Annotated in this window: 9 protein-coding genes, 4 tRNA genes and 4 rRNA genes; 1 reads left to right on the top strand and 16 read right to left on the bottom strand. The window is 39.3% G+C overall.

Going from position 1 to position 15,973, the window contains the following annotated elements:
* Positions 1-75: 75 nt before the first annotated feature.
* Together nadE and ACVPPR_RS02080 are read right to left on the bottom strand one after the other, a co-directional pair.
* A complete protein-coding gene (gene nadE / locus ACVPPR_RS02085; protein ID WP_462304523.1) occupies positions 76-903 on the bottom strand; it encodes an ammonia-dependent NAD(+) synthetase in 828 nt (275 codons plus the stop codon).
* 17 nt (positions 904-920) lie between these two features.
* Entirely contained in the window at positions 921-2,384 is a 1,464-nt protein-coding gene (locus ACVPPR_RS02080; RefSeq protein ID WP_462297328.1) for a nicotinate phosphoribosyltransferase, read from the bottom strand.
* A gap of 151 nt (positions 2,385-2,535) precedes the next feature.
* On the opposite strand from ACVPPR_RS02080, the gene ACVPPR_RS02075 reads away from it, so the two are divergent.
* The gene (locus ACVPPR_RS02075; RefSeq protein ID WP_462304522.1) at positions 2,536-3,282 is read left to right on the top strand and encodes a WecB/TagA/CpsF family glycosyltransferase; all 747 of its coding nucleotides are present in this window, start codon (positions 2,536-2,538) and stop codon (positions 3,280-3,282) included.
* 39 nt (positions 3,283-3,321) lie between these two features.
* Here ACVPPR_RS02075 and ACVPPR_RS02070 read toward each other — a convergent pair whose 3' ends face one another.
* The 14 genes from ACVPPR_RS02070 to ACVPPR_RS02005 form a co-directional block, all read right to left on the bottom strand.
* Complete coding sequence (locus tag ACVPPR_RS02070; RefSeq protein ID WP_462304521.1) at positions 3,322-4,551, bottom strand: NupC/NupG family nucleoside CNT transporter; 1,230 nt, start codon at positions 4,549-4,551, stop codon at positions 3,322-3,324.
* Positions 4,552-4,707: 156 nt separating this feature from the next.
* Positions 4,708-5,409 (bottom strand): GntR family transcriptional regulator, encoded by a 702-nt coding sequence (locus ACVPPR_RS02065; RefSeq protein ID WP_462297331.1) that lies wholly within the window; start codon positions 5,407-5,409, stop codon positions 4,708-4,710.
* A gap of 25 nt (positions 5,410-5,434) precedes the next feature.
* Positions 5,435-6,562, bottom strand: a complete 1,128-nt coding sequence (gene nagA, locus ACVPPR_RS02060; RefSeq protein ID WP_462304520.1) for an N-acetylglucosamine-6-phosphate deacetylase — start codon at positions 6,560-6,562, stop codon at positions 5,435-5,437.
* Positions 6,563-6,636: 74 nt separating this feature from the next.
* Positions 6,637-7,434: a pyrroline-5-carboxylate reductase gene (proC, locus tag ACVPPR_RS02055; protein ID WP_462304519.1), complete on the bottom strand. Its 798-nt coding sequence runs from the start codon at positions 7,432-7,434 to the stop codon at positions 6,637-6,639.
* Between the two features lie 115 nt (positions 7,435-7,549).
* Positions 7,550-7,621 (bottom strand) — tRNA-Gln (locus tag ACVPPR_RS02050).
* A gap of 11 nt (positions 7,622-7,632) precedes the next feature.
* Positions 7,633-7,716, bottom strand: a tRNA-Tyr gene (locus ACVPPR_RS02045).
* A 66-nt stretch (positions 7,717-7,782) separates the two neighbouring features.
* The gene (locus ACVPPR_RS02040; RefSeq protein ID WP_462304518.1) at positions 7,783-8,607 is read right to left on the bottom strand and encodes a metallophosphoesterase; all 825 of its coding nucleotides are present in this window, start codon (positions 8,605-8,607) and stop codon (positions 7,783-7,785) included.
* A 61-nt stretch (positions 8,608-8,668) separates the two neighbouring features.
* A complete protein-coding gene (locus tag ACVPPR_RS02035; RefSeq protein ID WP_462296825.1) occupies positions 8,669-10,132 on the bottom strand; it encodes a peptide MFS transporter in 1,464 nt (487 codons plus the stop codon).
* A 231-nt stretch (positions 10,133-10,363) separates the two neighbouring features.
* Positions 10,364-10,479 (bottom strand): 5S ribosomal RNA (gene rrf / locus ACVPPR_RS02030).
* 44 nt (positions 10,480-10,523) lie between these two features.
* A tRNA-Thr gene (locus ACVPPR_RS02025) sits at positions 10,524-10,596 on the bottom strand.
* 5 nt (positions 10,597-10,601) lie between these two features.
* A tRNA-Glu gene (locus tag ACVPPR_RS02020) sits at positions 10,602-10,673 on the bottom strand.
* Positions 10,674-10,730: 57 nt separating this feature from the next.
* A 5S ribosomal RNA gene (gene rrf / locus ACVPPR_RS02015) occupies positions 10,731-10,846 on the bottom strand.
* Between the two features lie 85 nt (positions 10,847-10,931).
* Positions 10,932-13,851: ribosomal RNA gene (locus ACVPPR_RS02010) — 23S ribosomal RNA — on the bottom strand.
* Positions 13,852-14,042: 191 nt separating this feature from the next.
* A 16S ribosomal RNA gene (locus ACVPPR_RS02005) occupies positions 14,043-15,603 on the bottom strand.
* The 16S, 23S and 5S rRNA genes sit together here with 2 tRNA genes alongside, the layout of an rRNA operon.
* Between the last annotated feature and the right edge of the window lie 370 nt (positions 15,604-15,973).

Genomic DNA, 15,973 nt, shown 5'->3' with positions numbered 1-15,973 from the left:
CCGCGGATAATCCGCTAGTTACTCCCCTATGATTTCTTTAAGTATAACTGAAATCAAATGGGTTACGCAACTATTTTACTTCCAAAAAGAATCATAAACAGTAATTGCCATGTGACGTTTATGTTCCGTCTTCAAATACCAATTTTCGATCTTGTCACTCACTTCTTTTGAAACGGTCTTACCTTCAAGATAATCATCAATATTATCATAAGTAACACCCAATGCAACTTCATCGGGCAGCGCTGGACGATCTTCTTCTAAATCGGCTGTTGGTACTTTTAAATAAAGATGTTCAGGTGCATTGAGCAGCGCTAACATAGCCCTTCCTTGACGTTTATCTAAGCGCCAAAGTGGCGTAATATCAGCGCCACCATCACCATATTTTGTATAAAATCCAGTAATAGCTTCAGCAGCATGATCAGTCCCTACAACCGCACCAGCTTTTGCACCAGCAATCCCATATTGCGCAATCATCCGTTGACGCGCTTTCACATTTCCTTTGTTAAAATCAGAAACGTCAAGATCATTTTCAATTAAGCTTTTGACCATTTCATCTGTGGCACCCTTAATGTCTACGCGTGCTACTTGATCTGCTTGAATAAACGTAATGGCATCCAATGCGTCAGATTCATCAACTTGACTCCCATAAGGTAATCGAACAGCAATAAATTGATAACTGTCATCCCCGGTCTCTTTGCGTAATTCATTAACCGCTTGTTGGGCCAAATACCCAGCGAGTGTTGAATCTTGTCCACCAGAAATCCCTAAAACCAATGATTTCAAAAAGGGATATTTTATTAAATAAGCCTTCATAAAATCAATACTGACACGAATTTCTTCAGCAGGATCAACGCTTGGTTTCACCTTTAAAGTTTCAATAATTTGTTTTTGCAGGTTAGTCAAAATGAACACTCCCTCATTTATTTGATATTATTCATATCATTTCTAATTTTTTGGATAATCGCCATTTTATTATCATAATTTTTTTGCGATAAATCAACTGGATAATCTTGTGGATTTAATTCACGTTTGTATTCTTCCCACAAACCGTCCAATTGAATTCTTGAATATTCTCTAATGGCATCCAATTCAGGTTGATCATAAACTAATTCACCATCAACAAAAATGTCTTGTAAAATTGGTCGTGCATCATAATCAGTTACCAATTTATTAATATACGTATATTGTTGGTGGAACATGTAAAGTGAATCTTGTTTTTGAGGTTCTTCATCCCATAATGAGATGTAATCCCCTTCACTTTTTCCATCTGATTTTTTCGTAATCCGCCAAACCTGCTTTTTACCTGGTGTTGACACTTTTTCTGCATTATTACTTAGCTTGATGGTATCAACCATTTGGCCATCATCACCTTCAATAGCAACTAATTTATACACGGCCCCCAACGCTGGTTGATCATAAGCCGTGATTAATTTTGTGCCAACGCCCCAAACATCAATCTTAGCACCCTGCATTTTTAAATTAGTAATTGTTTTTTCATCTAAATCATTAGAAGCATAAATCTTAGCTTCCGTAAATCCAGCTTCATCTAATTGTTCACGAACGCGCTTAGAGATATATGCCATATCGCCACTATCAATTCGGACCCCTAGGAAGTTAATCTTATCGCCTAATTCTTTAGCCACTCTGATTGCACTGGGTACACCACCCTTTAACGTATCGTATGTATCCACTAAAAATACACAATCGTAATGAGTTGTGCCATAGGCCATAAAGGCTTCATAGTCGTCTCTATAGGCTTGAACTAACGAATGAGCATGTGTACCACTAATAGGAATCCCAAAAATTTTACCAGCTCGAACGTTACTTGTTGCATCAAATCCACCAATATAAGCGGCACGGGTGCCCCAAATCGCTGCATCAAATTCTTGAGCACGTCTTGTCCCAAATTCCAACACGCCATCGTTACCGGCAACTGCTTTAATACGAGCTGATTTCGTCGCAATTAACGTTTGGTAATTAATAATATTTAATAAGGCTGTTTCTACTAACTGACAGTCTGCCAAAGGACCTTCAACTTGTAGAATAGGTTCACCGTTAAAGACAACTTCACCTTCAACAGCTGCGCGAATTGTGCCACGAAAATGAAAATCTTTCAAATAAGCAAGAAAATCATCTGGATATTCTGCTACTTCTCTTAAATACGCAATATCTGTCTCTGAAAATTCTAAATTTTGAATATAATTAATAGCTCTTTCTAAACCAGCAAAAATAGCATAACCATTAGAAAAAGGTAAATTTCTAAAAAACACTTCAAATACAGCATTTTTATTGTGAATATTTTTTTCCCAATAAGTTTGAATCATATTGATTTGGTAAGCGTCCGTATGCAAAGTATAACTATCATCTGGGTATTTTTTTACCATGATGTTTCTCCTTTAAAGTGAATGCATTACTGGAAAATGCTCCAGCACACAAATTATAAGTTACATTCTACCATTTTTTAAGTAATCCGTCATATTCACAGTTTATCTTCTGTTATAATAAGACAAAGTTTAAAAAGCGAGGGTCAAATTTATGCCAAATAATTTTAAAAAAACAACCATATTAAATATTGAATTTATAAATACTACAAATAATGCCTTTTTAACTCAAATTGAAATGGATTCATTAGCCCATGCAAATCGCTTCATTGTGACAGCCAATCCAGAAATTGTGCTGTTTGCGCGCCAACATGCTGATTATAAGGAAATTCTCACACAAGCTGACTATATCACGCCAGATGGTATTGGCATTGTTAAAGGTAGTGCCATTTTAGGCACACCAATGCCCGAACGCATTACAGGCTTTGATACCTTAATAAGCTTGCTTAAATGGGCTGATAATCAGCAAAAATCAATCTATTTAGTTGGGGCAGCTGAATCAGTCATTCAAAAAGTCGTTAAAACGATTAGTGCCGATTATCCTAATATTAATCTAGCAGGCTTCCATAACGGCTACTTCAAAGATGATCAAGCAATTGTTGACGCAATTAAGAAAAGTCAGCCTGATTTCATTTTCGTCGCTACAGGTTTCCCAAATCAGGAAAAATTCATTCAGCGTAATCGTCAAGTATCTGACAGCATCTGGATGGGGGTTGGTGGTAGTTTCGATGTGTTAGCTGGAACGGTAAACCGCGCCCCTCAATTTTGGCAGAATCATCATATTGAATGGCTGTATCGTCTATTCCAAGAACCCTCTCGTTTCATCAGAATGCTAGCCATTCCGCATTACTTAATTTTAATTTACAAAGAGAAATTCTTTGGCCATAAAAAAAAGAACTGAGAAAATAAAATTTCTCGGTTCTTTTTACGTATCTTTAGATTACCAAACGAAAATACCGACCATACCAGCTGATAATAATGATACTAAAATACCAGATAGGAGCATGTAACCCACGTTTTTTGCGATAACATCATTTTTCTCTTTATTAACAATTCCCTTGAAACAACCAATAATCATTCCGATTGTTGAGAAGTTTGCAAACGACGTAACGAAAACAGTTAAAACTGCTTTGTAATGTGGTGCGAATGAATTAATTGTACTTGATACTTGGCCCATAACAACAAATTCGTTTGTTACTAACTTTGTACCCATGTAACGTGCTAACTCGAACGCATCCGAAGGATTGAATCCCATCAACCAAGCAAATGGGAACATGATAACCCCTAAAATATTTTCAAGTGATAAGTTTGTATTTACTAAGCCAAGAAGATTATCAATCAATGCTGCTAAAGCAACGAATGCAATCACATTTGCGGCAATAATTAAAACTAACTTACCCGCACCTAAGATTGAATCACCTAAGAAAGCAAAGAAAGGTTCTTTTTTTCCATCTGATTCAGAAACTTCTAAATCATTTGAATTACTACCCGTCATTTCAGCAATTGTATCTTCTTCCTCAGTCACTTGAACCGGATTCAAGATACTTGTAACAATAATAGCATTAATAATATTAATTGGCACAGCAGTCAAGATGTATTGTCCTGGCATCATTGTAGTATAGGCACCAATAATCGAAGCCGTCACACAACTCATAGACATCATTGCCAACGTTAAGTTCCGTTCAGATTTCATTAATTTCAATTGAAGACTTGAAACAGCAAGTGCTTCAGTATTTCCTAAAAACATCATTTCAACGGCAAAAAATGATTCAAATTTTGGTTGACCCGTAATCTTTGATAAACCGCGACCAATCCATTTGATAATCCATGGAAGAACACCAATATAAGTTAAAATATCAAATAATGGCACAATCATAATAACGGGTAACAAGACACTCATAAAGAATCCTAAATCAGTTACTTTAGGCGCTGCAGGTACCATAAATTGAATACCTTGATATGCAGCACTCATTAACCAGTTAAACCCATTAGCAGCGCCTTCTACAATATTACGACCTAATGAAAATTCTGTTAAAAACCAAGCTAAAAATAAATTAATAACGACCATAATTCCAATTGAATTCCAATTAATTTCTCGCTTCTTTTTGGAAAATACAAATGCAACTAAAATAAAAATGGCAACACCGAAAATATTAACTAATAAATACATATAGATTAAAACTCCTTCAGATAATTTATTTTTGCTCCTAAAATAATATAGCTTTATCTCAATTTGATGTCAATCGAACAGAATTCTCTCAAAAAAAATTACTCTATCTCATCCACTGATATGGTTGAAAAAGAGCAATTAATATTTTTTTGAACTTTATTTTTCTAGATAAAATTCGAAGCGATTCCCTACATATTGTGTCCGAACATATTCGAACGGCTCACCATTTTTCAAAAAGCTGACCTGACGAAGCCTCAAAATAGCTTCACCACGCTTGATTGAGAGATAGTCAGCAATATTTTCAGCTGCAGACATTGCAGACACTGTCTGTTGTGCCCCTCCCAATGTTAACCCAGCTTTTTCTTCCAATGTTCGATATAAAGAACTCGTAATTTCAATTTTACTGTAGCCATCAACTAATTTATTAGGGACCGTTGCAACCTCAAAACAAATTGGCAAGCCATCGGCGTACCGAATTCGTTCCATCCGTAAGACAAGTTCACCGTCGGCTAATTGTAATTTTTCAATCTCACTTAACGAAGGCGTTGTCACATGGTAAGTGACCGTTTTGCTTGAAGCAACTTTCCCCTGTTCAGCCATCAAATCAGTAAAACTAGTTACACCCGACATTTTTTCCTGAACTTTCTTACGAGCGACGTACGTCCCGTCACCAACATGGCGCTCTAAAATCCCCTCATCAACTAAAGTTTGAATGGCCTGTCTGAGGGTCATTCTACTAACACCGAATACAACGGCGAGTTCACGTTCTGCAGGAATGCGATTACCAACTTCCCATTCACCAGATTCAATTGTTTTTTTCATTTCATTGTGAATTTGAATATATATGGGAGACCCCATCAGCAATTACCTTCCTAAACTTTTATTAAAATTTGCGTCCTAAACTATATGTGCTTTCTAATTGCATATCAGCATCAAATAAGTTCATATCAGCATCTTTCCCAATTTCAATGGCACCTTTTGATGTTAAATTAAATTCTCTAGCTTGGTTAACGGAAGTCATCAATACAACTTCTGCAATACCACAACCAGTAAATTTCATCATATTTCTAAATGCATCTTGGTATTGTAAAACAGATCCAGCTAAATTACCAGATTCTAATCTTGCTTGCTTATCTTTAACGATGACTTTTTGTCCACCAAGTTCACTTAAACCTTCTGGCATTCCCTTAGCACGCATTGAATCCGTAATCAATTCAATTCGTTCTGGTCCTTTTAAATCGTACGCTAATTTAATCATATCTGGTACGATATGGAACCCATCAGCAATAATTTCTGCATAGATATTGTCTTCTAAAAAAGCATGCCCAGTAACACCTGGTTCACGATGCTTAAATTCGCGTTGTGCATTATATAGATGAGTCACATGACTTGCTCGAGAATGTTTCATTTCTTCACGTGTCGCATTACTATGACCCACTGAAGGCACAATATCATGTTCAATACAGTAAGCTTCAAATTCAGGAGATGTCTTATGTTCTGGTGCATAAGTAACTAATTTAATCATATGACCAGATAATTCATTCCATTTGTCAAATAATTTTGTATCAGGGGCTTCAATGTATTTTTCAGGCTGTGCGCCTTTGAAAACGGGAGAAATAAAGGGGCCTTCAAGATGGATACCTTGAATAACCGGATTCATTTCTGCGGCTTTTTTAATACCAACCATGGCTTTAGCAATATTTTCATGTGATTGTGTCATTGTTGTTGCAAAATAAGTTGTAACACCTTCATGAATCATATCTGTAACCATTTCGTTAATTTGATCAGCATCGCCATCCATTGCATCGAAACTGTAGCCACCATGACTATGAATATCAATAAATCCAGGAACAATAACTTGCCCCTCAACATCTCTAACTTCATCAGATGCCAAAGCTTTATAATCACTCATTGGTCCTATTGCACTAATTTGTTTATCAAATCGAACATAAGCATCTTCGATTTTTTCTGAACCCGTGTAGATAACTGCATGTTTTAAAACAATACTCATTTTATCCGCCATCCCTTCAATTTATACACTTAGTATAATCGGTATAGACCAAAAAAACAAGGCTATATCAGGATTTAGTTTTGATCTTTAGCAACTGTTGCATCAACAGCTTTAATAATTGAATTCATAAATCCAGCTTCTTCCATCGCAAGTAATCCCGCAACAGTTGTCCCACCTGGAGATGAAACTTCATCAATCAGTTTCCAAGGTACTTCATCAGTCGATAATACTTTTTTTGCACTACCTAATACGGCTTGAGCGGCAATTTTAGTGGCTTTATCTTTTGGTAATCCATATTTAACACCAGCACGTGCTAGCGTATCAATAAATAAGTAGATAAATGCGGGTGAACTACCAGCAAGCGCAACAAACGTACTAAAATCACGTTCAGCAATCTGCATTGTTTCACCAACAGTATCAAATAAATCAATTCCCTGTTGCATTTGTGCATCTGTCAAAACATCATTACCAACCAATGCCGTCATACTTGCAGACACGGTTGCATTAACGTTTGGCATTGTTCTTAGAATACCAACTGAATGATTATCCAATTCTGTTTCAATTTCTGCAACCGAAACACCCGATACAATAGAAATTAGCATAGGATTATGTTTTTTTACTGAATCTTTAATTTCTGCTAAAACTTTACCTAGCACAATTGGCTTTACAGCAAGAAAAACAACATCTGCTTCACTAACTACTCGAGCGTTGCTATCCAACGCTGTAAGGCCATTTTTTTTAGCATATGGCACATAACTAACTTCTCTAGCACTATGAACCAAAATTTCTGTCGACGTTACAAAATTTACTTTTAATAAACCTTCAATAATTGCTCGAGCCATATTACCAGCTCCAATAAATCCAATTTTCATTATTTCCTCATTTCAACCATCATATTTAAGTCCTAACACCATAATACCTCAAAAAAATTTAAAGTGACACGTAAAACAAAAAAGCAGATACCTAAGTATCTGCTTTTTTAGCTAGTTGGGTTAGATGGATTCGAACCATCGCATGACAGGATCAAAACCTGTTGCCTTACCGCTTGGCTATAACCCAATATTATAAAATGGTGGAAGAGAGTGGATTCGAACCACCGAACCCGAAGGAGCGGATTTACAGTCCGCCGCGTTTAGCCTCTTCGCTACTCTTCCATATCAGCTTTATCCGACTTAATTATCATACAAAAAAATACAATAAATATCAAGCTTTTTTTTCAATTATTTTAAATTAATTTTTTGTAAGGCAAATTTCCATTCTTCCATGAACGTATTTTTAGTCCATTCATTATATTTTTTTCGCCCATATCCCACTGGTTTCGTGTAATACATCGTTTTTTTTATTTGAATAGGTTCATGCTTAATGTGTAAATGTCCAAACAAAACTTTTTCAACTTGATAGTGTTCTAATAAGTCTCCCATTTTTTGACTTCCCAACATTCCATTAACGACATTCCAAAAACGATTATCATCATTAATTTTGATATATGTTTTACTGGGAACAAAATGCGTCATAAATAAAATTTTTTTATTGAGTTGCTTTGCATCGCTTAACAATTTATCAGTTTGCGCTAAACTTAATTTAAATCTATCAACATCTAACATAGGTTGATTAATTTTACGATCAATCCAATAATTATTTTTCCAACGCAACATTTCCTCATTAGACCGTTTTAGCTGTTTTGAGTAACTATAATCATACCACCCATTATTTCCAATGATTCGCCATACAGTGCCAGGAACATCAATATATCGATTATGAAGATAAGAATCATTGGATAGACTCTCTAATTCATCAAATGTTACATTTTTAACCATATCATGATTACCAGCAATAAATAATACAATAATTCGATTACTCAACTTCTTTTTTAATCCGGCCACATATTTAACTGCTTCATTAAAATCATTAAATAAGTCACCTGCAATAAGATAATAGTCAACATGCATTTCTAACAAATATTTTGCTTGCTGATCAATAACTTCATCTACATTCACTTTATTAATATCAAAATGATTATCACTACTAGTTGCAACAATTGTCATATTTTCCTCCAAAAAAAAGATACGTTAATTAAAATTAACATATCTTTCATTAAAAATCTATTTAATTGACGCCTTCCATTAACTTGTGAATTTTTGGAATAAAGAAACTCAACATAATACCAAAGGCAACGGTAATTCCACCAACTACTGCAAAGTACATTGATTCAGTACCAGGTGTGTATAAGCGAACAATTTGTGAATTTAAAGCCTGAGCAACAGCGTCACTCAAGAACCAAACACTCATCATTTGAGATTGAAAACTCTTCGGTGCAAGTTTAGTCGTAATAGATAATCCGACTGGAGAAACCAAAACTTCACCAAGCATAACCATCATCCAACTAACAACTAGCCACAATGGGCCAACTTTAGTATCTGTACCGAAAAGAATCCCAGGTAACATCATCCAAAGGAATGAAGCACCAGCAAATACTAACCCTATTGAAAATTTAGCTGGAGAACTAGGTTGTTTTGAACCTAATTTAACCCACAACCAAGCAAATATTGGAACATAAATTAAAATAAACAATGGATTCATACTTTGGAAGAAACTAGCTGGGAAAGTAAATCCAAAAGCACTTAATCGAGTTCTAGTTGATGCAAACATTGCTAAAACAACTGAGCCTTGCTCTTCAATTGACCAAAATAAAATACTAGCAATAAATAATGGAATATAAGCTGTTAATCTTGATCGTTCAATTTTTGTTGTTTTCTTACTTACAAGCATCATTGTAAAGTAGTAAACAGGAATAATAACTGCAAGAATGGTAATTAAAAGAATAACATTCGTAATATTCAATGCCTTAAACAAGAACATAATAACTAAAATTAAAGCTAAAGCAATAACTCCAAGTGAAGACTTTTTTACAACAGATGACAATTCATTAGGTTGAATTGGATCATTAGGGTACAAGCTATCTTTTGTTAAGTATTTTCTACCGTCAAAATAGTATTGAACCAACCCGAAGAACATACCGATTGCCGCCAGTGAGAATCCAACATGATAATTGTATTCCTGACCAACCCATCCAACAAGTAATGGCGCAATCAAAGCACCAATATTAATCCCAGAAACAAAGATACTAAATCCAGAATCACGTCTTGGATCTTTACTACTGTATAAGCCACCAACCATTTCAGAAACATTTGGTTTTAACAAACCAGTTCCCAATACAATTAATGCAATAGAAATAAATAAAGCAACTGATTTAAATGGTGTTGCAAGAACAATATGTCCTAACATTATAAGTATTCCACCAAAGAACACCGTTTTCCTACTACCCCAAAGACGATCACTAACAAATCCACCAATAACACCAGATAAATAAATTAATGATCCATAAATTGACATAATTGACATAGCCGTTGCTTGATTATAACCAAGCCCATCCACTTTTGAAATCATGTAGTATAAAAGAATTGCTCGCATTCCGTAATAACTAAATCGTTCCCACATTTCTGTAAAGAACAGCGTTGATAAGCCTCTAGGATGACCAAAAAAGGCCGTATCTGTATTTTTATTCTGCATGGACTTCCTCCGATATAAATCTAATATATGTATTTTTAATGCATTACACATTATACAATGTTAATATATCAACAGTCAAATCAAATTTTTACTTTCATCTAATCAATTACTACTTGTTTTATCATTTTTAATATTAATTTAAATAAATTTATCAAAAAAGGAGATCTGTCAAATGACAAATCTCCTTCCTAACAACGGTCGTAAAAATCTTCTGATTTATTCTTTTATTTCGCATGGCAACGTCCTACCCTCGCAGGGGGCGACCCCCAACTACTCTTGGCGCTAAGAAGCTTAACTTCTGTGTTCGACATGGGAACAGGTGTATCCTTCTTGCTATCGCCACCACACTCTTTACTACTGAACAAACCAAAATCATTGCAACCATTAAAAATGCCGGCTGCAGGAGTCGAACCTGTGACCCTCGGTTTACGATACCGATGCTCTACCAACTGAGCTAAGCCGGCGAAAATGACCCGTACGGGATTTGAACCCATGTTACCGCCGTGAAAGGGCGGTGTCTTAACCACTTGACCAACGGGTCATATACATAAAAATGTGTTAATCAATTCGATTAGCACATTTTTAAATTTATTATTTAGCATGGCAACGTCCTACCCTCGCAGGGGGCGACCCCCAACTACTCTTGGCGCTAAGAAGCTTAACTTCTGTGTTCGACATGGGAACAGGTGTATCCTTCTTGCTATCGCCACCACACTCTTTTTTTGAGAAAACTTATTCTCTCAAAACTAGCTAATATTTATCATTGATTTTTAAGCCGTACACCGATACACATCACTTTGTGGTTAAGTCCTCGACCGATTAGTATTGGTCCGCTCCATACATCACTGTACTTCCACTTCCAACCTATCTACCTGATAATCTTTCAGGGGTCTTACTTCCATAAAGGAATGGGAAATCTAATCTCGAGGTGAGCTTCACACTTAGATGCTTTCAGCGTTTATCTCATCCATACATAGCTACCCAGCGATGCCCTTGGCAGAACAACTGGTACACCAGAGGTATGTCCATCCCGGTCCTCTCGTACTAAGGACAGCTCCTCTCAAATTTCCTACGCCCGCGACGGATAGGGACCGAACTGTCTCACGACGTTCTGAACCCAGCTCGCGTACCGCTTTAATGGGCGAACAGCCCAACCCTTGGGACCGACTACAGCCCCAGGATGCGATGAGCCGACATCGAGGTGCCAAACCTCCCCGTCGATGTGGACTCTTGGGGGAGATAAGCCTGTTATCCCCAGGGTAGCTTTTATCCGTTGAGCGATGGCCCTTCCATACGGAACCACCGGATCACTAAGCCCGACTTTCGTCCCTGCTCGACCTGTAAGTCTCGCAGTCAAGCTCCCTTGTGCCTTTACACTCTGCGAATGATTTCCAACCATTCTGAGGGAACCTTTGGGCGCCTCCGTTACCTTTTAGGAGGCGACCGCCCCAGTCAAACTGCCCACCTGACACTGTCTCCCACCACGATTAGTGGCGAGGGTTAGAGTGTTCATACAACGAGGGTAGTATCCCACCAATGCCTCCTCCGAAACTAGCGTTCCGGTCTCTACGGCTCCTACCTATCCTGTACAAGTTATACAAACACTCAATATCAAGCTACAGTAAAGCTCCATGGGGTCTTTCCGTCCTGTCGCGGGTAACCCGCATCTTCACGGGTATTATAATTTCACCGAGTCTCTCGTTGAGACAGTGCCCAAATCGTTACGCCTTTCGTGCGGGTCGGAACTTACCCGACAAGGAATTTCGCTACCTTAGGACCGTTATAGTTACGGCCGCCGTTTACTGGGGCTTCAATTCTGGGCTTCGCCGAAGCTAACTCATCCTCTTAACCTTCCAGCACCGGGCAGGCGTCAGCCCCTATACGTCATCTTACGATTTTGCAGAAACCTGTGTTTTTGATAAACAGTCGTTTGGGCCTATTCACTGCGGCTGACCTTTCGGTCAGCACCCCTTCTCCCGAAGTTACGGGGTCATTTTGCCGAGTTCCTTAACGAGAGTTCTCTCGCACACCTTAGGATACTCTCCTCGACTACCTGTGTCGGTTTGCGGTACGGGTAGTTATATTCTAACTAGAAGCTTTTCTTGGCAGTGTGACATCAGTTACTTCGCTACTTAATTTCGCTCCCCATCACAACTTGTCCTTAAAGTTAAGCATTTAACTCAACTTCAAACTTGTTGCTTGGACGCACATATCCATCAGTGCGCTTTCTTAGCCTGCTGCGTCCCTCCATCGTTCAAACAAATATAACTAGTACAGGAATCTCAACCTGTTATCCATCGTCTACGCCTCTCGGCCTCGACTTAGGTCCCGACTAACCCTGGGAGGACGAGCCTTCCCCAGGAAACCTTAGTCATTCGGTGGACAGGATTCTCACCTGTCTTTCGCTACTCATACCGGCATTCTCACTTCTAAGCGCTCCACTAGTCCTTACGGTCTAGCTTCGTTGCCCTTAGAACGCTCTCCTACCACGGAACCCTAATGGGTTCCATCCACAATTTCGGTAACATGTTTAGCCCCGGTACATTTTCGGCGCAGAATCACTCGACTAGTGAGCTATTACGCACTCTTTAAATGGTGGCTGCTTCTGAGCCAACATCCTAGTTGTCTATGCAATTCCACATCCTTTTCCACTTAACATGTATTTTGGGACCTTAATTGGTGGTCTGGGCTGTTTCCCTTTCGACTACGGATCTTATCACTCGCAGTCTGACTCCCGGATATAAATCAATGGCATTCGGAGTTTATCTGAATTCAGTAACCCTAGATGGGCCCCTAGTCCAAACAGTGGCTCTACCTCCATGATTCTTAATTCCGAGGCTAGCCCTAAAGCTATTTCGGAGAGAACCAGCTATCTCCAAGTTCGTTTGGAATTTCTCCGCTACCCACACCTCATCTCAGCATTTTTCAACATACATGAGTTCGGTCCTCCAGTGCGTTTTACCGCACCTTCAACCTGGACATGGGTAGGTCACTTGGTTTCGGGTCTACGTCTACTTACTATGGCGCCCTATTCAGACTCGCTTTCGCTACGGCTCCGTCTTATCAACTTAACCTCGCAAGCAAACGTAACTCGCCGGTTCATTCTACAAAAGGCACGCTATCACCCATTAACGGGCTCTAACTATTTGTAGGCACATGGTTTCAGGAACTATTTCACTCCCCTTCCGGGGTGCTTTTCACCTTTCCCTCACGGTACTGGTTCACTATCGGTCACTAGGGAGTATTTAGCCTTGGGAGATGGTCCTCCCGGATTCCGACGGAATTTCTCGTGTTCCGCCGTACTCAGGATACTGCTCTGAGAGATTTTCATTTAGCGTACGGGGCTATCACCCTCTACGGCGAGTCTTCCCAGACTCTTCTGCTATAAAAATCTTTGGTAACTCAAATGAGCAGTCCTACAACCCCAAGAAGCAAGCTTCTTGGTTTGGGCTCTTCCCTGTTCGCTCGCCGCTACTTAGGGAATCGATTTTTCTTTCTATTCCTGCAGGTAATTAGATGTTTCAGTTCCCTGCGTTTACCTCTATATAACCTATGTATTCAGTTAATAGTAACAGTCGATTAAAACTGCTGGGTTCCCCCATTCGGAAATCTCCGGATCAAAGCTTACTTACAGCTCCCCGAAGCATATCGGTGTTAGTCCCGTCCTTCATCGGCTCCTAGTGCCAAGGCATTCACCATGCGCCCTTGATAACTTAACCTAACTTTACATAAAGCAAAGTGGTTTTGTTAAGAACTACGTTCTTAACTAATAAAACGCGGTGTTTCTCGGCTTATTGCTTAAAAATTTAATAAATATTATCTAGTTTTCAAAGAACAAATTTTTGAGAGTAAACCCCTCAAAACTAAACAAATTTTCGACAAGTGTGTAGGTTTCCGTAATATTCCTTAGAAAGGAGGTGATCCAGCCGCAGGTTCTCCTACGGCTACCTTGTTACGACTTCACCCTAATCATCTGTCCCACCTTAGACGGCTGGCTCCTAAAAGGTTACCTCACCGGCTTTGGGTGTTACAAACTCTCATGGTGTGACGGGCGGTGTGTACAAGGCCCGGGAACGTATTCACCGCGGCATTCTGATCCGCGATTACTAGCGATTCCAACTTCATGTAGGCGAGTTGCAGCCTACAATCCGAACTGAGAACGGCTTTAAGAGATTAGCTTAACCTCGCGGTCTCGCAACTCGTTGTACCGTCCATTGTAGCACGTGTGTAGCCCAGGTCATAAGGGGCATGATGATTTGACGTCATCCCCACCTTCCTCCGGTTTGTCACCGGCAGTCTCATTAGAGTGCCCAACTTAATGCTGGCAACTAATAATAAGGGTTGCGCTCGTTGCGGGACTTAACCCAACATCTCACGACACGAGCTGACGACAACCATGCACCACCTGTCATTCTGTCCCCGAAGGGAACGGCCTATCTCTAGGTTTGTCAGAAGATGTCAAGACCTGGTAAGGTTCTTCGCGTTGCTTCGAATTAAACCACATGCTCCACCGCTTGTGCGGGCCCCCGTCAATTCCTTTGAGTTTCAACCTTGCGGTCGTACTCCCCAGGCGGAGTGCTTAATGCGTTAGCTGCAGCACTGAAGGGCGGAAACCCTCCAACACTTAGCACTCATCGTTTACGGCATGGACTACCAGGGTATCTAATCCTGTTTGCTACCCATGCTTTCGAACCTCAGCGTCAGTTACAGACCAGAGAGCCGCTTTCGCCACTGGTGTTCTACCATATATCTACGCATTTCACCGCTACACATGGTGTTCCACTCTCCTCTTCTGCACTCAAGTTATCCAGTTTCCAATGCATTTCTTCGGTTGAGCCGAAGGCTTTCACATCAGACTTAAAAAACCGCCTGCGTTCGCTTTACGCCCAATAAATCCGGATAACGCTTGCCACCTACGTATTACCGCGGCTGCTGGCACGTAGTTAGCCGTGGCTTTCTGGTTAGATACCGTCACTAGGTAAACAGTTACTCTTACCTACATTCTTCTCTAACAACAGAGCTTTACGATCCGAAAACCTTCTTCACTCACGCGGCGTTGCTCCATCAGACTTTCGTCCATTGTGGAAGATTCCCTACTGCTGCCTCCCGTAGGAGTTTGGGCCGTGTCTCAGTCCCAATGTGGCCGATCACCCTCTCAGGTCGGCTACGTATCATTGCCTTGGTGGGCCTTTACCTCACCAACTAGCTAATACGCCGCGGGTCCATCCAAAAGTGACAGCTTACGCCGTCTTTCATTATCAAACCATGCGGTTTAACAAATTATGCGGTATTAGCACCTGTTTCCAAGTGTTATCCCCCTCTTTTGGGCAGGTTACCCACGTGTTACTCACCCGTTCGCCACTCAATACCTTCGGTGAGTGCAAGCACTCGGTGAAGATATTGCGTTCGACTTGCATGTATTAGGCACGCCGCCAGCGTTCATCCTGAGCCAGGATCAAACTCTCATATAAAAATTTGATTGCTCTTATTGTTTTGTTGCTTTTTAAAACTAGCGAATTGACTTCGCAAATGTTTGCTCTTAACTCTTAGTTAAGAGACCCTACACATTTGATTTGTCGAAAATTTGTTCAGTTTTCAAAGATCTACTTGGTTGCTTTTGACAACTTTTATATCATATCAATTTTCACATTGTTTGTCAAGAACTTTTTTATTCTTAATTAAATGTTCATTTTGAATTAGTTGTTTACTGCTGAAGCAACGTTTATTACTTTACCAAGAATAATGTCCTTCGTCAAGCTTTTATTTACAATAAATCGAAATTTATGAATGTAACCGAAAACATTCATGGAAATCAGCCATTTTTATTAATTAAATGGTTCT

It is taken from the genome of Dellaglioa sp. L3N, from assembly GCF_054941095.1.
This window is presented reverse-complemented; position numbering and strand designations above follow the sequence as displayed.